The 18,626-nt window shown below is 64.2% G+C and carries 23 protein-coding genes; 13 read left to right on the forward strand and 10 right to left on the reverse strand.

The features are described 5' to 3' along the window. Window positions 1-37: 37 nt before the first annotated feature. Entirely contained in the window at window positions 38-1,018 is a 981-nt protein-coding gene (locus ACYVGU_RS20375; RefSeq protein ID WP_460623590.1) for a lipid A deacylase LpxR family protein, read from the reverse strand. 258 nt (window positions 1,019-1,276) lie between these two features. Between ACYVGU_RS20375 and ACYVGU_RS20380 the strand changes: the two genes are divergently transcribed. From ACYVGU_RS20380 to ACYVGU_RS20410, 7 genes are all read left to right on the forward strand, one after another. Beyond that, complete coding sequence (locus tag ACYVGU_RS20380; RefSeq protein WP_227610242.1) at window positions 1,277-1,672, forward strand: HYC_CC_PP family protein; 396 nt, start codon at window positions 1,277-1,279, stop codon at window positions 1,670-1,672. A 167-nt stretch (window positions 1,673-1,839) separates the two neighbouring features. After that, on the forward strand, window positions 1,840-3,195 hold the full coding sequence (locus ACYVGU_RS20385) for an efflux RND transporter permease subunit (RefSeq protein ID WP_227610243.1): 1,356 nt from the start codon (window positions 1,840-1,842) through the stop codon (window positions 3,193-3,195). Further along, window positions 3,188-5,080 (forward strand): efflux RND transporter permease subunit, encoded by a 1,893-nt coding sequence (locus tag ACYVGU_RS20390; protein WP_460623591.1) that lies wholly within the window; start codon window positions 3,188-3,190, stop codon window positions 5,078-5,080. Before ACYVGU_RS20385 ends, ACYVGU_RS20390 begins: the two co-directional genes overlap by 8 nt. A 37-nt stretch (window positions 5,081-5,117) precedes the next feature. Beyond that, complete coding sequence (locus ACYVGU_RS20395) at window positions 5,118-6,419, forward strand: TolC family protein (protein ID WP_227610245.1); 1,302 nt, start codon at window positions 5,118-5,120, stop codon at window positions 6,417-6,419. Continuing rightward, window positions 6,397-7,848 carry an efflux RND transporter periplasmic adaptor subunit gene (locus tag ACYVGU_RS20400; protein ID WP_460623592.1) on the forward strand — a complete coding sequence of 484 codons (1,452 nt, stop codon included), beginning with the start codon at window positions 6,397-6,399 and terminating at the stop codon, window positions 7,846-7,848. Before ACYVGU_RS20395 ends, ACYVGU_RS20400 begins: the two co-directional genes overlap by 23 nt. Next, window positions 7,841-9,292, forward strand: a complete 1,452-nt coding sequence (locus tag ACYVGU_RS20405) for an efflux RND transporter periplasmic adaptor subunit (protein ID WP_460623593.1) — start codon at window positions 7,841-7,843, stop codon at window positions 9,290-9,292. The genes ACYVGU_RS20400 and ACYVGU_RS20405 overlap by 8 nt, the downstream gene beginning before the upstream one ends. 42 nt (window positions 9,293-9,334) lie before the next feature. After that, a complete protein-coding gene (locus tag ACYVGU_RS20410; protein WP_460623594.1) occupies window positions 9,335-9,757 on the forward strand; it encodes a hypothetical protein in 423 nt (140 codons plus the stop codon). A gap of 100 nt (window positions 9,758-9,857) precedes the next feature. On the opposite strand, the gene ACYVGU_RS20415 is transcribed toward ACYVGU_RS20410, so the two are convergent. Then, entirely contained in the window at window positions 9,858-10,499 is a 642-nt protein-coding gene (locus ACYVGU_RS20415) for a hypothetical protein (protein ID WP_460623595.1), read from the reverse strand. A gap of 105 nt (window positions 10,500-10,604) precedes the next feature. On the opposite strand from ACYVGU_RS20415, the gene ACYVGU_RS20420 reads away from it, so the two are divergent. The 6 genes from ACYVGU_RS20420 to ACYVGU_RS20445 all read left to right on the forward strand — a co-directional run bounded on the left by ACYVGU_RS20420 (window position 10,605) and on the right by ACYVGU_RS20445 (window position 14,449). Further along, complete coding sequence (locus ACYVGU_RS20420; RefSeq protein ID WP_460623596.1) at window positions 10,605-10,955, forward strand: ArsR/SmtB family transcription factor; 351 nt, start codon at window positions 10,605-10,607, stop codon at window positions 10,953-10,955. Window positions 10,956-10,983: 28 nt separating this feature from the next. Then, window positions 10,984-11,442: a DUF6428 family protein gene (locus ACYVGU_RS20425; RefSeq protein ID WP_227610251.1), complete on the forward strand. Its 459-nt coding sequence runs from the start codon at window positions 10,984-10,986 to the stop codon at window positions 11,440-11,442. A gap of 82 nt (window positions 11,443-11,524) precedes the next feature. Further along, window positions 11,525-12,298: a metallophosphoesterase family protein gene (locus ACYVGU_RS20430; RefSeq protein WP_460623598.1), complete on the forward strand. Its 774-nt coding sequence runs from the start codon at window positions 11,525-11,527 to the stop codon at window positions 12,296-12,298. Between the two features lie 12 nt (window positions 12,299-12,310). Then, a complete protein-coding gene (locus tag ACYVGU_RS20435; RefSeq protein ID WP_460623599.1) occupies window positions 12,311-12,805 on the forward strand; it encodes a GNAT family N-acetyltransferase in 495 nt (164 codons plus the stop codon). A gap of 12 nt (window positions 12,806-12,817) precedes the next feature. Next, entirely contained in the window at window positions 12,818-13,927 is a 1,110-nt protein-coding gene (arsB, locus tag ACYVGU_RS20440; RefSeq protein WP_460623600.1) for an arsenic resistance protein, read from the forward strand. Window positions 13,928-13,933: 6 nt separating this feature from the next. Continuing rightward, window positions 13,934-14,449 carry a DUF5990 family protein gene (locus ACYVGU_RS20445; protein ID WP_460623601.1) on the forward strand — a complete coding sequence of 172 codons (516 nt, stop codon included), beginning with the start codon at window positions 13,934-13,936 and terminating at the stop codon, window positions 14,447-14,449. 83 nt (window positions 14,450-14,532) lie between these two features. Here ACYVGU_RS20445 and ACYVGU_RS20450 read toward each other — a convergent pair whose 3' ends face one another. The 8 genes from ACYVGU_RS20450 to ACYVGU_RS20485 form a co-directional block, all read right to left on the reverse strand. After that, window positions 14,533-14,745: a hypothetical protein gene (locus tag ACYVGU_RS20450; protein ID WP_227610256.1), complete on the reverse strand. Its 213-nt coding sequence runs from the start codon at window positions 14,743-14,745 to the stop codon at window positions 14,533-14,535. A 40-nt stretch (window positions 14,746-14,785) separates the two neighbouring features. Further along, window positions 14,786-15,034, reverse strand: coding sequence for a GDCCVxC domain-containing (seleno)protein (locus ACYVGU_RS20455; protein ID WP_460623602.1), 249 nt, complete (start codon window positions 15,032-15,034; stop codon window positions 14,786-14,788). Window positions 15,035-15,044: 10 nt separating this feature from the next. Further along, window positions 15,045-15,674, reverse strand: coding sequence for a mercuric transport protein MerTP (merTP, locus tag ACYVGU_RS20460; RefSeq protein ID WP_460623603.1), 630 nt, complete (start codon window positions 15,672-15,674; stop codon window positions 15,045-15,047). Beyond that, window positions 15,671-16,048, reverse strand: a complete 378-nt coding sequence (locus tag ACYVGU_RS20465) for an ArsR/SmtB family transcription factor (RefSeq protein ID WP_227610259.1) — start codon at window positions 16,046-16,048, stop codon at window positions 15,671-15,673. Before ACYVGU_RS20465 ends, merTP begins: the two co-directional genes overlap by 4 nt. Window positions 16,049-16,313: 265 nt before the next feature. Then, a complete protein-coding gene (locus ACYVGU_RS20470; RefSeq protein ID WP_460623604.1) occupies window positions 16,314-16,511 on the reverse strand; it encodes a hypothetical protein in 198 nt (65 codons plus the stop codon). Window positions 16,512-16,552: 41 nt separating this feature from the next. Then, window positions 16,553-16,861 (reverse strand): hypothetical protein, encoded by a 309-nt coding sequence (locus tag ACYVGU_RS20475; RefSeq protein ID WP_460623605.1) that lies wholly within the window; start codon window positions 16,859-16,861, stop codon window positions 16,553-16,555. Window positions 16,862-16,899: 38 nt separating this feature from the next. Next, window positions 16,900-18,240, reverse strand: a complete 1,341-nt coding sequence (locus tag ACYVGU_RS20480; protein ID WP_460623606.1) for a Fic/DOC family protein — start codon at window positions 18,238-18,240, stop codon at window positions 16,900-16,902. Window positions 18,241-18,331: 91 nt separating this feature from the next. Continuing rightward, on the reverse strand, window positions 18,332-18,589 hold the full coding sequence (locus tag ACYVGU_RS20485) for a hypothetical protein (RefSeq protein ID WP_460623607.1): 258 nt from the start codon (window positions 18,587-18,589) through the stop codon (window positions 18,332-18,334). Window positions 18,590-18,626 lie beyond the last annotated feature (37 nt).

The raw sequence follows: 18,626 nt of genomic DNA on the forward strand, positions 1-18,626 counted from the left end.
AAAGCTGCCCCGCTTGCTTCCGATAGCGTCAGGGAATTTAAAAGGCCACGAGGATGCTGATGGTGTTCCACCGGTGGGTGCGGGCGCCCGTGAACTCCGGCGAAATCAAGGTCAGCGCCGATTCCACGCGTACTCCCGCGTAGCCCAGTCCCACCGTGCCCGTGCTCCGGGCCACCGTCCGACGCACGGCCGAAGCCGGCAGCACGTAAGGGCTGCGGCGGTTGAGCAGGCCGCCCTGCAGCGTGGCGTTGTAGCCCACCAGGCGCCCCTCCACCTGCACCTGCCCGTAGGCCTGCACGCGCCGCTGGCTCGTTCGATTGGCCCGGTTGGCAACGCCCAGGCTCCCGTACGTGGGCGGGCGCAACCCCACGCGCAGGGTCGTGCCCGCAGCCGCATAGGTTTGCAACGTCCCTAGCGAGGCGGTGGCGGCCCCGTTAAGCTCAGCTACCTGCCCCAGGGCCAGCAGCTGCTTTTCCAGCCGCGCTTCGTAGCCCAGCACCACGTCGGTTTGCACTTGGTAGTCCCAGCCGCGCGGCGTAGGAGCTCCCAGCAGCTCGTGAAACTTGGTTTGAAAGCCTTTGGCCCCGGCCGCCGGCCCCAGAACGCCCACGTTCAGGGCCGTGGTTACCCGCAGCCGGCGGCCGGGGTGCGTGGCCACGCGCAGCAGGTCGGCGTAGAGGTAGGAGGCGTAGGGCCGGTCGCTCCGGCGAATGAAGGCATCTTGGATGCGCAGCGGGGTGAATCCGTCGTAGTGCAGCTGGATACCGTGGTGCAGCAGGCTCCCCGCCGGTACGGGCCCGAGGAGGCGGTTGGCTGGGGAGTGCCGCAACGCGGGGCTGACCAGCAGCAGCGTCATGCCCTGGGTGAAGTAATAATCCGTGCGCAGAAAGGCGTCGTTGGCAAACGAGTAGCCGATGAGGTGGTCGGTGCTGACCCGGACGCTGTCGGATTGGTTTTGGGCGGAGGCGCTGCCCAGGGCAAGCACGCAAAGCAATGTCGGGCAGGCTCTGAAAACCATGTGGAATGCTAGTGGGATGGGTAACCTACGCGCTTACTCCTGCCTTTGGGTTCCCGGTGCGCATCACAACGCTTGAAACTCGCTTTCTTTCCACTAAAAGCTGCCTTCCACAAACAGGAGCAGGCTTTGCAATGCAGAGAACCTATAGCCTGAGCAAACGAGAAATTATGCAACCCCTGGGCCGGATTCTGTAAAACTCCCGCTCACCGGGCCGCGTACCTTTGTTGTTGCTACGGGCCCGGCCCACCCATTCCTCCTTTGAAACGCTACGTCAGCCTGTTTCTGCTCTTTAGCTACCTGCTGTCCAGCCCCGGGCTGGTGTACAGCATGCACTTCTGCGGGCAGGCCCTGACGGCGGTAACGGTCACGGCCGATGCCGACAAGCACTGCTGCTGCCAGGACACGGGCGCGCCGGACTGCGGCTGCTGCCACGACCAGGAAGTGGTCAGCGCGGCCAAGGACCTCAAGCTCACGACTACCCACTTCCTGCTGCAGGCACCCGCCGTGGCGCCCGAAGCGGGCCTGTTGCCGCTGGTGTGGCAGCTGACGCAGCTTGCTTACCCGGCTGATGAGCCCGCGAGCAAACTCGTGGCCCACGCGGCCCCGCCGCCCGATTGCCCGGCCTACGTGCGAGGGCACGCCTTTCTGATTTAGCGTTCGGGTTGCTCCCCGTTTCCCCTAGCCAGTTGGCCGCGGGGCTTTTTGGCTTGCCCGCTGCCGAGCGGCAGGCCCTCGTATCCAGGCTGTCCGCCCCGCCGACGTCCCTGTTAAGGGTTTCCGGCCTGGCGCCGCCCTTCTATCCTCTTGCTGCTAATCAGATTATGATTGAGCGACTCATAACCCTTTCCCTGCGGAACCGCTGGCTTGTGCTGCTGCTCGCGGCCGGCCTATTTGCCTGGGGCGCCTACTCGGTGCGCACGAGTAAAATCGACGCCATCCCTGACCTGTCCGAAAATCAGGTCATCGTGTTCACCGAGTGGATGGGCCGCAGCCCCCAAATCCTGGAAGACCAGGTGACCTACCCGCTGGTGACCAACATGCAAGGGCTGCCCAAGGTCAAGTCCGTGCGCGGTACGTCCATGTTTGGCATGAGCTTCGTGTTCCTCATTTTCGAGGACGACGCCGACATCTACTGGGCCCGCGAGCGGGTTCTGGAGCGCCTCAACTACGCCCAGCGCCTGCTGCCGGCCGGCGTAACGCCCACGTTGGGGCCCGACGGCACCGGCGTGGGCCACGTGCTCTGGTACACTTTGAAAGCCCCCGGCCTGGATTTGGGAGAGCAGCGCGCCCTGCAGGACTGGTACGTGAAGTTTGGCCTGCAAAACGTGCCCGGCGTGAGCGAGGTAGCTTCCTTCGGCGGCTTCCAGAAGCAGTACCAGGTGACGGTGGACCCCACCAAAATGACCTACTACGGCCTCACGCTGCCGCAGGTGCTGGCGGCGGTGCGCAGCAACAACAACGAGGCCGGCGGGCGCAAGTTCGAGCAGTCGGGCGTGGGCTACATCATCAAAACGACGGGCTACATCCAGGATATGGCCACGCTGGAAAACGTGCCCGTCATCACCCGGGGCACCACGCCGGTGCGCATCAAGGACGTGGCCACGGTGCAGATGACCGGTGAGGCCCGCCTGGGCATCATGGACCTGAACGGCGAGGGCGAGGCCGTGGGCGGCATCGTGGTGATGCGCTACGGCGAAAACGCCGACGTCCTGATAACGCGGGTGAAAGCCAAGATGGAGCAAATCCGGGCCGGCCTGCCCCCGGGCGTCTCGTTCCAGCTGGTGTACGACCGCAGCGGGCTGATTCAGGACTCGGTGGACTCCATCAAGCACACGCTCATCGAGGAAATGGTGGTGGTGTCGCTGGTCGTGCTGCTGTTTCTGTTCCACTGGCGCAGCGCCCTGAGCATCCTGATTCAGATTCCGATTACCATCGCCACGAGCTTCATCCTGCTCAACGCCTTCGACATTTCCTCCAACATCATGTCGCTCACCGGCATTGCCCTGGCCATCGGCGTCATCGTCGACAACGGCATCGTGATGACCGAAAACGCCTACCGTAACCTGGCCGAGTACCAGGCCAGCGAGGTCGCTGGCGGCCCGCCGGATACCGGTACGGCCACGCCAACGCAAGCTGCCGGCGACTCTTCACCCTCAACCCCCGTTTCCCATGGATAACCAAAAGCGGCTCGAAATCATCGAGTCCTCCAGCAAGCAGGTGTCGCGGGGCATTTTCTTCTCGACCATCATCATCGTCACCTCCTTTTTCCCGGTGTTCCTGCTCACCGGGCAGGAGGGCAAGCTCTTTCACCCGCTGGCCTGGACCAAGAGCTTCATCCTCATCATCGACGCCATCCTGGCCGTGACGCTGGCGCCGGTGCTCATCTCCATTTTTTTGAAAGGCAAGTTCAAAACCGAGGACCAGAACCCGCTCAACCGCTTCCTGGAGCGCATCTACTCGCCGATGCTGCACTGGGTGATGCGCTGGCGCAAAACTACGCTGGCCATCAACGTGCTGGCGCTGCTCGTCAGCATTCCCCTGGTCATGAGTCTGGGCACCGAGTTCATGCCCCCGCTCAACGAAGGCTCCATCCTGTTCATGCCCGTGGCCCAGCCCGATGTGTCGAACACGGAGATGAAGCGCATCCTGCAGGTGCAGGACAAAATCATCAAGCAGGTGCCCGAGGTGCTGAGCGTGCTCGGCAAGGCCGGCCGGGCCAGCACGGCCACCGACAACTCGCCCATCAACATGATTGAAACCATCATCCTGCTCAAGCCCCGCGACCAGTGGCGCGACGGCATGACCAAGGCCAAGCTCATTGACGAGATGAACGGCAAGCTCCAGATTCCGGGCGTGGTCAACGGCTGGACCCAGCCCATCATCAACCGCATCAACATGCTGAGCACCGGCATCCGCACCGACGTGGGCGTGAAGGTTTACGGCCAGAACCTGGGCACCATCAACCAGGTGTCCAACCAGGTCAATGCGGCCCTCAAAGGCGTGCCCGGCGTGGAAGACCTGTACGTGGAGCCCGTGACGGGCGGCAAGTACCTTGAAATCGAGATGAACCGCCCGGAGCTAGCCCGCTACGGCCTGACCGTGGACCAGGTGAACGAGGTGGTGGAATCGGCCATCGGCGGGGCGCCCATCGCCAGCACCGTGGAGGGCCGGCGCCGCTTCGCCATCAACGTGCGCCTGGCCCAGGATTACCGCAACAGCCTGGCCGACCTCCGGCGCATCCCCATCCAGAGCGCGGGCTTCGGCCCGGTGCCGCTCTCGGCCGTCACCACCATCCGCTACGCCGAGGGGCCGCCGATGATAAGCTCGGAAAACGCGCAGCTGCGGGGCGCCGTGCTCTTCAACGTGCGGGGCCGCGACCTGGGCAGCACCGTGAACGACGCCATGCAAAAGCTGCAAAGCCTGGAAAAGCAGCTGCCCCAGGGCTACTACCTGGAGTGGAGCGGGCAGTACGAAAACCTGATTAGCTCGCAGCGCACGCTCAAGCTGATTCTGCCGCTGGTGCTCATTGTGATTTTTGGGGCGCTGTACTTCGCCTTTCATTCCGTGCGGGAGGCGTTCATGAGCCTTATCACCATTCCCTTCGCCCTGATTGGCGGGGCCTACATGGTGTATTTCTACGGGGTGAACCTGTCGGTGGCGGTGGCCGTGGGTTTTATCGCCCTGTTCGGGCTGGCCGTGGAAACGGGCGTCATCATGGTCATCTACCTCAACGACGCCATGCAGCGGCTGGTGGCCGAGAAGGGCAACTCAGCCGAAACAATTACCAAAGAGGACCTGCAGGAGGCCGTGTTTCACGGCGCGGCCAAGCGCCTGCGGCCCAAGCTGATGACCGTGTCGGTGTCCTTGTTCGGGCTGGTGCCGGTGCTCTGGGCCACGGGCACGGGCTCGGACGTGATGCTGCCCATCGTGCTGCCCATGATAGGCGGGGTGTTCACTTCGGCCACCCACATTCTGCTCGTCACGCCGCTCATCTTCTTGTACACCAAGGAATACGAGCTGCGCAAATTCGGAAAAATTGATGTTCTCGAAGTCTCCCACTAGCCCCCGTGCCGGGCAGTGGTTCCGGCCCCTTCATCCCATGAAACACTGGCTTAATTTCTCGTTGGCCGCCGGCCTGCTGGCAGCGGTTCCACAATTGGCCCACGGCCAAAAGATGACCAAGGACATGCACCTGGCGGCCCCCAGCGGCCCGGTGCTGCCGCTCGATTCGGTTCTGCAGCGCGTGGAGCGCGGCAACCCCGCCGTGCAGCAGTACGCCTACCAAGCCCAGGCCAAGCAGGCCGCCGTGGCCGGCGCCAGCAGCTGGGAAGCGCCCAAGCTCAGCGCCGGCTACTGGATGACGCCCTACAACCAGCGCCCCATCAAGGAAATGAACAACGGGCAGGGCGAGGGCATGCAGATGGTGTCGGTGGAGCAGATGCTGCCCAACCCGGCCAAGCAGCGCGCCCGCCGGGCCTACCTGAGCAGCCAGGCGGCCGTGGTGCAGGCCGACCAGCAAAACGCCGTGGTGCAGCTGCGCGCCCAGGCCAAAACCCTGTACGTGGAACAGGCCGTGCTTACCAAAAAGCTGGCCGTGCTCGACGAAAACGAAGCGCTGCTGCGCTTCCTCATCAAGCTGGCCGAAGCGCGCTACCCCTACAACCAGGCCACGCTACCTAACATCTACGACGCCAAGGCCCGGCTGGAAATGCACCTCAACGACCACCGGCAGGCCGATGCCCGGGCCACGCAAAACCAGATTGCCCTCAACACGCTCATGAACCGGCCCCGCGGCGAAGCCTTTGCCGTGGACACGACGGTTTTAACCGCCACCTCGCTCGCCCTGGCCCCGGCCGATACGGCCGCGCTGGCCGGCCGGCGCAGCGACGTTCGCAGCCTGGACCGGGCCCTGACCACCGTGCGCCTGAGCCAGGACCTGGAGGCCAGCCGCCGCCGGCCCGACTTCGGCGTGCGCTACGACCACATGCGCGGCATCGGAACAACGCCCAATCAGTTCAGCGTGATGGGCATGGTCACCATTCCGCTGGCCCCGTGGGCCGCTCGTGAGTACAAGGCCAACACGGCTGCGCTGGGCTTCGAGGCCCAGGCCCTGCGCAAGCAGCGCGAAGAAGTGCTCAACGAAGCCAGCGGCCGGCTGGCCAGCCTGCAAACCGACCTGGCGCTGCGTCAGGAGCAGACCCGCGCCTACGAGCGGCGCATCCTGCCGGCCCTGCGCCGCAGCTACCAGGCCACCATGCTGGCCTACGAGCAGAATACCGGCCAGCTGTTTCAGGTGCTCGAAGCCTGGACCACGCTCAAGCGCACCCGACTCGAATACCTCGACAACCTGCAACAACAACTCACCCAGCAAATTGCATATGAAAAAGAGCTGGAACAATAGCCCGCGGCGGGCGCGGCTCGGGCTGGTGGCCCTGCCACTGGCTTTACTGCTGGGTGCTTGCCAGTCAGACAAAACCTCGGCGGACGCTGGCAACACGGCGGAGGCCGCGGCTGTGGACACGCACAACCACGAATCCGCCGGGGACGTGTATACCTGCCCCATGCACCCGCAAATCATTCGGGATAAGCCGGGCGACTGCCCCGTTTGCGGCATGGCCCTGGTGAAAAAGCCCACGGCGGGCGGCGCCCAGGCCCCGGCCAGCGCGAGCTTGCAGAACCTGCTGCGCTCGCCCGACGCCACGGTGGTTTCCACTCAGGCCACCGTGTACCCCACCGCCGGCGCGCCCAACCTCACGCTCACGCTGAACGGCCGGGTGGAGTACGACACGCGCCGCGCCGAAGTCATTGCCGCCCGTTTCGGCGGGCGCGTCGAAAAGTTGCTCGTGCGCTACAACTACCAGCCCGTCACCAAGGGCCAGAAGCTGCTCGAAGTCTACAGCCCCGAGCTGGTGACGGCCCAGCAGGAGCTGCTGTTCATTCGCACCCACGACGCGCAGAACACCTCCCTGCTGCGGGGCGCCCGCCAGAAGCTGCGCCTGTTGGGCCTGACAGATGCGCAAATCAACCGCACCACTGCCACCGGCAAACCCATCTATAGCGTGGCCATCTACAGTCCCTATTCCGGGTACGTGGTGGAGCAGCCCGCACAGCCAGGGACCGCCTTGCCACCGGTCCCAGCTCCGGCTGGGGGCGGCATGGGCGGTAGCGGTGGCGACCCCATGGGCGGGGGCGGCGCTGCCAGCAGTGCTCCGGCCGCCGCGGCACCCATGCCAGTCGAAGCCGGGCTGGCCTTGACCGAAGGTGCCTACGTCACGGCCGGCCAGACCTTGTTTCGGGTGGTTAACACCCGGCAGGTGTGGGGCGTGTTCGAGCCCCGGCCCGACGAGCTGGCCGCCCTGCAAGTGGGGCAAACCATCCGGGTGCGGCCCGAAAACAACCCAGCCCGGGCAGTATCGGCGCGCATCGACCTCATCGAGCCCTCCTTCCGCGAAGGGGCCCGCACCGGGGCCGTGCGGGTGCACCTCAACAATGCCGACGGGCGGCTGCGCAGCGGCGCCCTGCTCACGGGCACCGTCAGCGAGCCAGCTACGGGCGGGCTGTGGCTGCCCCGGGCCGCGGTGGTGGACCTGGGCAACCGCGAGGTGGCCTTCGTGCGCCGCAACGGGGCCTTCCAGGCCATGCCGGTGCAGACTGGCCGCCGCAGTGCCGAGCGGGTGCAAATCCTGCAGGGCGTGAGCGCGCAGGATGCCGTGGCCACCAACGCCCAGTTTCTGGTGGACAGCGAAGGGTTTGTGCAAACCGCCCGAACCCCGACGCCCAGCCAGGCTCCCACCTCGACCTCAACCAAAACCGACTACCGCGATGAATAAGTTGTTTAACCTGCTCACTCGCTGGACCCGGGGACGGCTGCTGCCCTTCGCGCTGCTGGCCGGTTTGCTGACCCTCGGGGCCAGTGCCTGCCAGAAAGCCGCGCCCGAGGACGCCCATGCCCATGATGGCACCAGCAGCTACTTCACCTGCCCCATGCACCCGCAAATCGTGCGCGACGAGCCGGGAAAGTGCCCCATCTGCACGATGGATTTGGTCAAAGCGACCAAGCAGGGGGCGCCCGCTCAGCCCGTAGCGGCCAAGGCCGGCTCGGCAGCCCTCACGCACTACACCTGCCCGATGCACCCCCAGATTAGCTGGGAGCAGCCCGGCAAGTGCCCCATTTGCAGCATGGACCTCGTGAAAGCGACCAAAGCCGCTCCAGCGACAAAAGCTCCTGCCGGTACGGTAGCCGCCGCGCCGGAGGTGATGCTGAGTGCGCAACAGCAACAGCTCGCGGGCATCCGCGTGGCCTCGCTGGGTGGAGCTGGCAGCAGCACTGGCAGCACCGTGCTCACGGGCACTATTACCGCCGATGCCAACCAAACCCGCACGGTGAGCAGCCGGGTGGCCGGACGCGTCGAGCGGCTGTTTGTGCGCCAGACCGGCGAATCTATCCAGGCGGGCGCCCCGCTGGTGTCCATCTACAGCGAGCTGCTGCAGGCCCTGCAGCAGGAATACGTGCTCAGCCTGGCTCAGCAGCGGGCCGGGGGCCCGGGCGGGAACCAGTACGGCCGCCTAGTGGCCAGTGCCCGCCAGCGGCTGCGGCTGCTGGGCATGACCGAGGGCCAGCTGCGCGCCCTGGCCGCTTCGGGCCGGCCGACTGCGTCGCTGACCTTCTATAGCCCGCAGGCGGGCCTGGTGCAGGCCGTGGGCGTCACGGAAGGCCAGTACGTGGGCGAGGGTACGTTACTGGTTTCGCTCACCAACCTGTCCTCGGTCTGGGTCGAGGCCCAGCTCTACCCCGAAGAAGTGGCCGGCGTCGCGACGGGCCAGTCGGTACAGGTACAGGTCGTTGGGCTGCCCGACACCTACTCCGGCCGGGTGGTCTTTCTCAGCCCCGAGCGGCAAGCCAACAGCAAGGTGACGCTGCTGCGCGTGCAGCTAGCCAACCCCGGCGGACGGCTGCAGCCGGGCATGCAGGCCAACGTGCGCCTACCAAGTCGGAGCCCCACCGCAACGGCGCAATCCCTCACGCTGCCCCAGGACGCGGTGCTGCGCGACAGCCGCGGCAGCTACGTCTGGCAGCAGGTGGACGCGACCGGGCGCTTCCGCCGCCTAAAAGTCAGCACGGGCACCGAAACCGACGAGACCGTGGCCATCACCGGCGGGGTGGAGGCGGGCGCGCAGGTGGTAGTCAGCGGCGCCTACCTGCTGGAAAGCGAGTACGCGCTGTACCAGGGCACTGACCCCATGGCGGGCATGGACCCCAACATGAAAATGTAGCTGCCGGCCCTGTCAAGGTTCTTTTCCCCTAAGCTTTCTGTTATGGTCCACGCGCAAGTCCAATCCATCCGGCTCAACGACTTCAACTACAACCCGGAGTACGTCGCTCCGGAAGCGGTTCCGATTCACTTTCAGCTCGAAGTGCTCAACCGCGTGCCGGAGGATGGCCAAACCCTGGACATTACCGTTGGCATCCGCTACCTGGAAGAAGAAACTTCCCGCTTTCTGCTCAGCGCCTCCTGCCGGACGGTGTACCGGGTGGCGGGCATGACGCGCCTGGAGCACCCCGACACGGGGCTGCCCGTGGTGGACGTCCCGGAAGCGCTGTTGCAGCAGCTGACCCTGGAGGCCGTAGCCCACGCCCGGGCGCTGGTGGCCGGACACACGGCCGGCACCTGGTTTGAGCAGTGCCACGTGGCGCTGGGGGCCTCTGCACCCGCTACACTTTCCGGCGGTAGCGCTTAGCATCAACCGAAAGAAAAAGCATGGGGGCCCCGACGGACCTTACAAGTGTCTGCTTTATTTCTTAAAATCTACCGGCTCCCATGCCCGGGCACAGGTGGGGCTAATGGGACAGTTTGGCAGCAACGGGAGCAGTTACATCGAGGGCGACCTGACCGGCGGCGAGCACCGGCGCGTCCCGTACGGCCCGGTCTTGGAAGTAGGGCCGGATTTCCAGTCGCAGCAGGTGCTGCCCTTTCGCCAGGGCTCTTACGCCGCCGTTGGACAGAAACCGGTACCACAGCTGTTGCCCCCAACCAACCGTGGACGCCCCGGGGTTCACCAACGCTTGGTGCAGCACCGTATCGTGTTTCCGGCTGTCCGCGGAAACGGCCTCTACGGGCAGGTTGGCGAGGTATACTAGTTGCTTGTCGACGTAAAAGCTGAACTGGTAGGTGCCGGTGCGAGCCAACTCCTGCACGGGTAGATGGGGCGCCAGGCGGTGCAGGGCCTGGGTGAGGGACGAACCCAGAAAAGCAGTGAAGTACAGCCTGCTGTGGGGCCCCAAGGCATACGTGCTCAGGCCAATGTACCCCGCGCCCGGGAAGCCAGCCACGGAAACCGCGGTGGGGCTGAAGAGTATCTGCCCGGGGTGCGTCTGGTGAAAGCCCGGGGTTGGGCCCTGAAACGGCACCGACGCGGCTGGCTGCGCGAGCAGGGGCACGCTGCACAGCGACGCGAGCATAAACAGCAAGCAGCTTTTCATGGCGGCCAAGCGGTTGGAAAGGGACGGCCCAGGAGAAAAAGAATCTATGTCGCAAACTTACGACATTTAATGCCGTATATTTGCGACACATCTCCGCCCTTCGTTATGACCTACGCCAAAACCGCCGCTTTCACGCAGGAGCAACAGCAACTGGCCCGCGTGGCCAAGGCCCTGGCGCACCCGGCGCGGGTGGCCATCATTCAGTTTCTGGCCAGCAAGCAGACCTGCATCTCCGGGGACATCGCCGCCGAGCTGCCGCTCTCGCGCACCACGGTGTTTCAACACCTGCAGGAGCTCAAGGCGCTGGACCTGATACGCGGGGAAATCGAGGGCGTGAAGGTGTGCTACTGCCTCAATACCGAACTGCTCAAACAGGTGCACCAGCAATTCACCGGCTTCTTTATTGAGGCGACGGCCGGCGCGGCCTGTGGGCCGGATGAGGCCTGCGGCTGCTAATTCCCTTTTTTACCTAATCCCCTGCCCCATGAAAATCTCCGAAATGAAGCAGACCCTGGCCGGCCTGGAAGCCGTCAACTTCCGCCTGCCCAGCGGGGAGCACCTCCCTTCCCATTTCCACGTGACCGAAGTGGGCCTGGTCAGCAAGCACTTTATAGACTGCGGCGGCACCGAGCGTCGCGAGACCGTGGCCAACTTCCAACTCTGGGAGGCCGGCGACTACGACCACCGCCTGGCCCCGCAGAAATTCCTGCACATCCTCAACCTGTCGGAGCGCATTTTGGGCAGCGAGGACCTGGACATTGAAGTGGAGTACCAGCAAGCCACGATTGGCAAGTTTGGGTTGCTGTTCGATGGCACCGACTTCGTGCTGACTCCGAAGCAGACGGCCTGCCTGGCGCAGGATGCCTGCGGCATTCCCGACGCGCAGCCGTTCGCCCTGCCGCAGCTGCAGATGGCCTGCACGCCCGGCGGCGGGTGCTGCTAAACGCCCAACGAAACGGCGCTGCCCTCCCCGGGTGGCGCCGTTTTGCTACCCCGTGTCCTACCCTACCTTCTTTTACCGGCTAATGACAATTGCTTTTTTCTCCGACGTGCACGGCAACCTGCCGGCCCTGGAAGCGGTGCTGGCCGATATGGAGCAGCGCCGCCCGGACCTGATTTTCTGTTTGGGCGACCTAGTGGGCTACGCGCCCTGGCCCAACGAAGTAGTCAACGAAGTGCGGCGGCGCGGCATTCCCACGCTGGCCGGCAACTACGACCAGGGCATTGGGCTGGCCAGCGAGAACTGCGGCTGCGCCTACAAAACCGACACGGAGAAGAACCTGGGCGCGCAGAGCATTGCCTTCACCAATCAGGTGATGGGCCCGAACGAGCGGCGCTACCTGCGCTACCTGCCTAAGCACCTGCGCCTGGACTTTCAGGAGGAGCCCTGCACGCTCAGCCTGCTGATGGTACACGGCTCGCCCCGCAAAATCAACGAGTACCTGTTCGAGGACCGGCCCGAGGCCAGCTTCCTGCGCATCCTGCAAGAGGCCAATGCCGACATCCTGCTCTTCGGCCACACGCACAAGCCCTACCACCGCACCTTTGCTTACGAGCACGAGGGCGAAACCCGCTACCGGCACGCACTCAACATTGGCTCGGTCGGCAAGCCCAAGGACGGTGACCCGCGGGCTGCCTACCAGCTGCTGCACCTGGACGAGCACACGAAGCTGACGGACCCTACTAGCGTGCGCTCGGAGCTGGTGCGCGTGGAATACGACGTGGAAAAAGCCGCGCAGGCGGTAGAGGCCTCGCCGCTGCCCAACGAATACGCCGACATGCTCCGCAAGGCCTATTAACTCATTTCTGCCATGACGATTCTTCCGATGACCGAAGCCCACTGGCCGGCGGTTAAGGCCATTTACGAAGCGGGCATTGCCACGGGCAATGCCACGTTTGAAACGCAGGCGCCCGCCTGGGAGGCCTGGAACCGGGCCCACCTGGGCCACAGCCGGCTGGTGGCGGTGGACGAGGCCGGCACGGTACAGGGCTGGGCGGCGCTCTCGCCGGTATCGAGCCGCTGCGTGTACGGTGGGGTGGCCGAAATCAGCGTGTATATCGCGGCCGAAGCCCGGGGCCAGGGTGTGGGCCGGCAGCTGCTACAGGCCCTGATTGCGGATTCGGAAGCGCACGGCATCTGGACGCTGCAAGCCGGCACGTTTGAAGAAAACACGGCCAGCATAGCCCTGCACATGCAGGCCGGGTTCCGAGTCATTGGGCACCGCGAGCGCATCGGCCAGCACCACGGCGTGTGGCGCAACACGGTGCAAATGGAACGGCGTAGCCCGGCCGTCGGCATCGATTAATTCTTACTTGTAATGACCACCCTTAACCAACCCCTGCCTGCGGCTCCGGCCCCCGCTGCGCTGGCGGAAAAGAAACTTTCCGGCCTCGACCGGGGCCTCACGCTGTGGATATTTTTGGCCATGGCGCTGGGCGTGGCCCTGGGCTACCTGGTGCCGGGCATCAACGGGGCCATCAACTACTTCTCGGTGGGCACGGTGAACGTGCCGCTGGCCATCGGCCTGATTCTGATGATGTACCCGCCGCTGGCCAAGGTGAAGTACGAGCAGTTGCCCACGGTATTCAACAACACGCGCATCATCGGGCTGTCCTTGTTTCTGAACTGGATACTCGGGCCGCTGCTCATGTTCCTGCTGGCGATCTGGCTGCTGCCCGACAAACCGGAGTATATGATGGGCCTGATTCTGATTGGTATTGCGCGGTGCATTGCCATGGTGCTGGTTTGGAACGACCTAGCCGATGGCAGCCGCGAGTATGCCGCCGGGCTGGTGGCGCTCAACTCCATCTTTCAGGTGCTGTTTTACTCGGTGCTGGCCTGGCTGTTAATCACCGTGCTGCCGCCCTACTTTGGGCTGAAAGGCTACGCGGTCAACATTGGCATTGGGGACATTGCGCAGAGCGTGCTCATTTACCTAGGCATTCCGTTTGCGGCGGGCTTTCTCTCGCGCACCGTCCTGCGCCGGCTGAAAGGCAACGAGTGGTACGAGCAGGTGTACCTCCCGGCCATTAGCCCCATTACCCTGATAGCGCTGCTGCTCACCATCGTGGTCATGTTCAGCTTGAAGGGCGAAACCATTGTGCGCATACCGTTGGACGTGTTGCGCATTGCCCTGCCGCTGGCGCTGTACTTCGGCATCATGTTCGTGCTCAGCTTCGCGGCGGGCAAGTGGCTTGGGGCGGATTACGCCGAGAATGCCAGCATTGCCTTCACGGCCACGGGCAATAACTTCGAACTGGCCATTGCCGTGGCCATCGGCGTGTTTGGGCTGAATTCGGGGCAGGCCTTTGCAGGCGTCATCGGCCCGCTGATTGAGGTGCCGGCGCTGATTGCGCTGGTGAACGTGGCCTTCTGGTTTCGGCGCCGTTGGTACGGCGGCAACACAGATGCCCTGTCTGCCAAATGACGATGCTTGCTCTCCGCCCCGGGCCCGTATTTTTCCGCTATGAAACAGCTGCTGCGCCTCCAACTACAGGTCCTCGATGCCCCGTCCGGTGTTACGCTGATGCTGCAACGCGGCACCCATGAGCTGGTTCCGCCGGTCAATGCTGTTGCGGGCGTGTTGCTTTTTGAGTTGCAAGCAACCGTATCCTATCCCAAGGGCGAAGCGGTGCCGCGCTTAGGTGGGCCCGCCTTCCACGGCCCGGTGCAGGGGCGCTTTCTTTACGTGAACGCCGGCACCTATGCCGGTCAGGCCGATTCCGGCTGGGCCCGCCGGGCCAAGGTGCCCCTGCCGGTGCTGACCCGGGAACTGGTAGAACAAGCCTTGGCCCGGCCGGACTTGACGCTGCAGGCCCGCATCCTGGGCCGGGCCGGGGACGGCGGGCCGGCGTGCGCTAGCGTGAAGCTACTGGATGCGGGGTGGACGCTGGCGTCGGCCTGGCCGGTACCCGCAGCCCGAGCCAATCCCGCCTTAGTGGTCAACTGATGTAACAAAAAAGCGCCGGACTACAATAGTCCGGCGCTTTTCGCCTTCCAAGCGGCGGCTTGGCCGGCCGCTTGGTGGAGTGCTTATTTTTTGACGACTTCCGTGGTCGCCGGCGCTACCACGGCGGCCGTGGCCGGCTTCTTGGCGCAGCAGCTGGCGCCGGGCTTCTCGTCCTTGGCGCACTGCATGGCGGCTTCCTTGGCCGCCTTTTTGTTCTTTTTGCCGGGTTTGCCGTCGTTGGCGCTAGCACTGCCGATGGTGGCCAGCAGGGTCAGGGCAAGCAGGAGGTTTTTCATGAGGTGGGAGTTAAAAAAGTGAAAATCAACAAGAGAATAACTAGCAGCAGCCGCAGGCTCCTTGGCCCTGCTCCTGGATGGGCGGGCAGGGCACGGTTCCGTACGAGCAGTACACGCAGCAGTCGCCGGCTAGGGGCTTGAGCACGGTGTGGCAGCTGGTGCATTCGTAAAACCACTGGCAGGCATCGGTCGGCATCTGCTCGGCCTGCGCGTGCTGGCAGACCGGGCAGGTAAGCACCGAGGTCAGCGTCACTGGCGGGGTGGGGGTAGCTGGCGTGAGGGAAATCATAGCAGGGCAATTAGCGGGTAACGGAAGGGTTCAGCACCGAGTAGCCGGTGCCGTTGATGGCGCCCTCTACCTGGGCCACGGTCGTGACGGCGGCATTGAAGCGGACCTGGGCCGTGCCCTGTTCGTAGGACACCTGCACGCTTTGCACGCCCGGCAACTGCTGCACGTCGTGCTCGACGTGGCGGGCGCAGGCCTCGCAGGTCATGCCGCCGATGCGGTAGGAGCTGGTTTGCAGCACCGGGGCCGCGCTGGTGGCCACCACGGGCCTAAGCGCTGCCGTGGGATAGAGTCGGGCCCCGTAGTAGGGGAAAGTCAGCAGCAGGCCAGCCAGCACGGTGATAGTGGCCAGAAAGCCCCGCGACTGCATCAGCGAGGGCTTGGCCGGCACGGCGCAGCCGCAGTCATCGGCCGCGGCAAGCCGGGGTCGCAGCTGCTGATACCAGGCGAAGCCCAGCACGCCGACGGTCAGGGCAATGAGATAGGGGCGCAACGGTTCCAGCCAGGCAAACGTGCTGGCCACGCCGCCCAGCCCGCCCACAATGGCCAACAAAGGCGTAATGCAGCACAGCGAAGCGGCGAGGGCGGCCAGTAGGCCCGTGCCAGCCAGGGACTTGGTGGGGGTGGCGGGTGTAGGATTCATCGGGCGGGGGTGAGGGAAGCAGAAGTGGATGCCGGGGTTAGCAGGGGCTGCAGCACAGCCAGATGTGCCGCCGACAGCGAGTAGAACACCGTTTGCCCAACTTTGCGGGCCTGTATTACCCCGCCGTCCTTGAGCTTGCGCAGGTGCTGGGAGATGGCCGAAACGTTCATCTGCAGCACGTCGGCCAGGTCGCACACACACAGCTGCTGCTTGTCCAGCAGCAGAAACAGCATCTTCAGGCGTACCTCGTTGCCGGCCAGCGCCAACACGGCCGCCAGCGACTGCAACTCCGGCTCAGCGGCAGCCAGGCGGTGCTTGCTCTGTTCGATGTGGGCCGTATCAGCGAAAACCCGGATGCAAGAGGAAGAGGACATATCTTAAATTTTAGCAAAGGTAGTGTTTTCTTATTTAAGCAAACGCTAAAGTAAGTATTCCCGATTAGGCCCTCAATGAGTATTTGCCTGTCCTTGTTTTTACCTGCTTAGCTCATTGAGACATTGACCTGATAGTAACTGGGATAGTACCCAACATTTACAGTGACTTTGCTAGAGGTAGGGTTAGTAATACCCGAGTACCATCCGAAAAAGCAAGGGTGTTAAATGTGTAATAGAGCGACAGGCGTTGCTGCCGGCCTGATTGCTACTTAGGCGTTTCAAGTTGCATCCAGGTACGGCGCGTACCACAGGCAGTGCACTCCATCAACAGCTCCGTGGCGTGGGCATAGCTCTCCAGCACCTCAACGTGGGCGTGTAGCGTTTCCTGCCGGCAGGTGGCACAGGGCAGCAACTCAGTCGCCTCCATCTGTTCCTGCAGGAACTCTAATTCATCGTCCTTCATCGGTGGCAAGGTAGCAATTAGCTGCAGTCGGTTGAGGCCTACTAATTCTTCGCCTGGCTTTCCCGGGCGGCTAAGGTCTCTTTGGCCTGGGTTAAGTTGAAAAGGTACTGCCGGGCCAGCGCGGGATTTTCGCGGTGGGCCCACGCCCTGGCCCGACGCGCTTCCTCAATTGGCCCTTCGGGCAGGCGCGGGGGCACTGGCGCGGCCCAGTGGCAAGCGCCCTGCCGAAAGAATTCTTCAATTGCTGCCAGCAGCGTGAGCGTGCGCTCCGCGTTTCGGGGCCACTGGTCCAGCAATTGCTCCAGCTCCCAGCTGGCCGCTTCATACTCGGCTTCTATGTATAAATCCATGGGTCTGGTTTGGGGTTCCGTGCGGAGATGCCGGGTGCTTACCGTTCTGGACCTTCGTTTTCCCGGCCCGGCTGCGGTGGCGCGGCGATGCGCTGCGCTTCCTGCAAACTGCGCCCAGCCCCCCGCAGGGTGGCGGCATCGTCGGCCAATGCCGGTATCTTCTCGGCCCTAGTCAATGCCTCGGCCACTGCCTGTAGGTTGGCCCCACCCAGGTAAGATGATTTCTCCACGGCCTTGGCGGCCCGCGATAAGGAATCCGCCGGCCCGGGGTAGCCCTGTTCTTCCAATCCCTCCACCAACTGTTTAGCGGCCTGCACAAAAGCGGCCGTCCCCGCGGGCGCTGGGCTGGTAACCGGTAAAGCCGGCGTGGAAGCAACGTCCTTGCTATGCACTGGGGGCTGCATGACTGCCAGCGCGGCCCCAAAACGGGCGGCCTCGCGCTGCGATGCCGGGTCCTGAAAGCGTTTGTCCTGCACCACCTCCTGCAGCAGTTGCTGGAGGCCGGCTCCGTGCTGAGTTACGCCAGCCTGCGGGTTGCGGTCAATGTCAAGCACCTGGCTTAGTAGGGCGTCCGCGCGCTGGTTGCGCCGGTAGTCCACGCCGGCTACCAGCTGCTGCAGGGCCGGGGTAGCGGCCACCAGCTCGCGCAGCTGCTCTATCTGCTGGACCGCGGGGGTCGGTCCGTCGGGCAGGGGGCGGGCCTGGCTGGGGTGCCGGGCCGCTTCGGCGTCCGGTCCGGGCAGCGGCGTGGTGTTGCGGGCAAACAGGTCACGTAGCGCCTGCAAATCGTTCTCGCGGTGCGGTGCCCCGTGCAAACTCACAATGCCCTGGTCCCGGGCGGGGTTGAGCAGTTCGTGCTCCCGGCCAAAGTCAACCCGATAGCCTGCCTGCTGCGCCAGCTCACTGAAAGCGGCCTGCAGCGTGCGCCCGTTGCCTTCCCGGAAGGCGTGCACGTGGTTGTAGTGGTCAAAGTAATAGGCCGCGCGCTCGGCAAACGCGGCCGAAGTGGGCAAGCCTCTAAGGTTGTTTTCCTGCTTGAGCTGCTCACCCAGCGCGTTGAGGCGCTCGTCGATGCGCTCGTAGGGCGCAAAGTGCATGGGCCGCTCCATGCCCGGCAAATCGGCTGCTTTGACCCCTTGAAAAGCACCCTCCCGGCGGGTCTGTCCGGCCCACTCAAACGTATCCCGGAACAGGTACTGGTGGGTAGCGCGCAGCTGCGCGGCATCGAAGCTGTCGCCCTGCGGGCCGCGGCCGGCGGCCAGCTCCGAAAGCCGGCGCAGGGAAAGGCGCTTGGTTTCCCGGTCCAGCTCGTCGGCATCGGTGAGGCCGAGCCGGTTGTAGAAAACGCCGGTTTCCGGATTGGTGAAGCGGTCAGTCATAGGCGTGCAGTGCCCGGCGCTCGGCAACCGAGAAACGCCGGGGCAAAACCGCGCGGCGCTGGTGGCCGGGCTAAGGGGTCGCGAAAGAGAATTACTTAATTACCGCTGCAGCAGGCGCCTGGCTCGCAATGAGCTGAGCGCGGTATTCGTCGTGGCGCGCCCCCACGTAGTCCAGGTCAACGAGCCCAGCTATGTACTGCTCGTGCAGCGTGGCTTGCCACTCCGGCACTTCGTAGGGACCCTGGCTGCGGGTGATGCCAAGCGACTGGCTGATGATGAACTGCCGCTGCTCGCGGGTCTGCTCGCGGGGGCCAAACTGTGGGGTCGGATAGGCGGGCGTTTCCATCATGCAAAATACGTAAATGGGAGGAAATAGAGGCATTTAA

This window comes from Hymenobacter tenuis, from assembly GCF_054780495.1.

Bases quoted from the DNA above. Each gene is read 5' to 3' on its own strand.
- ACYVGU_RS20375 (WP_460623590.1), bottom strand. From the start codon at position 1,018: ATGGTTTTCAGAGCCTGCCCGACATTGCTTTGCGTGCTTGCCCTGGGC.
- ACYVGU_RS20385 (WP_227610243.1), top strand. From the start codon at position 1,840: ATGATTGAGCGACTCATAACCCTTTCCCTGCGGAACCGCTGGCTTGTG.
- ACYVGU_RS20390 (WP_460623591.1), top strand. From the start codon at position 3,188: ATGGATAACCAAAAGCGGCTCGAAATCATCGAGTCCTCCAGCAAGCAG.
- ACYVGU_RS20395 (WP_227610245.1), top strand. From the start codon at position 5,118: ATGAAACACTGGCTTAATTTCTCGTTGGCCGCCGGCCTGCTGGCAGCG.
- ACYVGU_RS20400 (WP_460623592.1), top strand. From the start codon at position 6,397: ATGAAAAAGAGCTGGAACAATAGCCCGCGGCGGGCGCGGCTCGGGCTG.
- ACYVGU_RS20405 (WP_460623593.1), top strand. From the start codon at position 7,841: ATGAATAAGTTGTTTAACCTGCTCACTCGCTGGACCCGGGGACGGCTG.
- ACYVGU_RS20410 (WP_460623594.1), top strand. From the start codon at position 9,335: ATGGTCCACGCGCAAGTCCAATCCATCCGGCTCAACGACTTCAACTAC.
- ACYVGU_RS20415 (WP_460623595.1), bottom strand. From the start codon at position 10,499: ATGAAAAGCTGCTTGCTGTTTATGCTCGCGTCGCTGTGCAGCGTGCCC.
- ACYVGU_RS20420 (WP_460623596.1), top strand. From the start codon at position 10,605: ATGACCTACGCCAAAACCGCCGCTTTCACGCAGGAGCAACAGCAACTG.
- ACYVGU_RS20425 (WP_227610251.1), top strand. From the start codon at position 10,984: ATGAAAATCTCCGAAATGAAGCAGACCCTGGCCGGCCTGGAAGCCGTC.
- ACYVGU_RS20430 (WP_460623598.1), top strand. From the start codon at position 11,525: ATGACAATTGCTTTTTTCTCCGACGTGCACGGCAACCTGCCGGCCCTG.
- ACYVGU_RS20435 (WP_460623599.1), top strand. From the start codon at position 12,311: ATGACGATTCTTCCGATGACCGAAGCCCACTGGCCGGCGGTTAAGGCC.
- arsB (WP_460623600.1), top strand. From the start codon at position 12,818: ATGACCACCCTTAACCAACCCCTGCCTGCGGCTCCGGCCCCCGCTGCG.
- ACYVGU_RS20450 (WP_227610256.1), bottom strand. From the start codon at position 14,745: ATGAAAAACCTCCTGCTTGCCCTGACCCTGCTGGCCACCATCGGCAGT.
- ACYVGU_RS20455 (WP_460623602.1), bottom strand. From the start codon at position 15,034: ATGATTTCCCTCACGCCAGCTACCCCCACCCCGCCAGTGACGCTGACC.
- merTP (WP_460623603.1), bottom strand. From the start codon at position 15,674: ATGAATCCTACACCCGCCACCCCCACCAAGTCCCTGGCTGGCACGGGC.
- ACYVGU_RS20465 (WP_227610259.1), bottom strand. From the start codon at position 16,048: ATGTCCTCTTCCTCTTGCATCCGGGTTTTCGCTGATACGGCCCACATC.
- ACYVGU_RS20470 (WP_460623604.1), bottom strand. From the start codon at position 16,511: ATGAAGGACGATGAATTAGAGTTCCTGCAGGAACAGATGGAGGCGACT.
- ACYVGU_RS20475 (WP_460623605.1), bottom strand. From the start codon at position 16,861: ATGGATTTATACATAGAAGCCGAGTATGAAGCGGCCAGCTGGGAGCTG.
- ACYVGU_RS20480 (WP_460623606.1), bottom strand. From the start codon at position 18,240: ATGACTGACCGCTTCACCAATCCGGAAACCGGCGTTTTCTACAACCGG.
- ACYVGU_RS20485 (WP_460623607.1), bottom strand. From the start codon at position 18,589: ATGATGGAAACGCCCGCCTATCCGACCCCACAGTTTGGCCCCCGCGAG.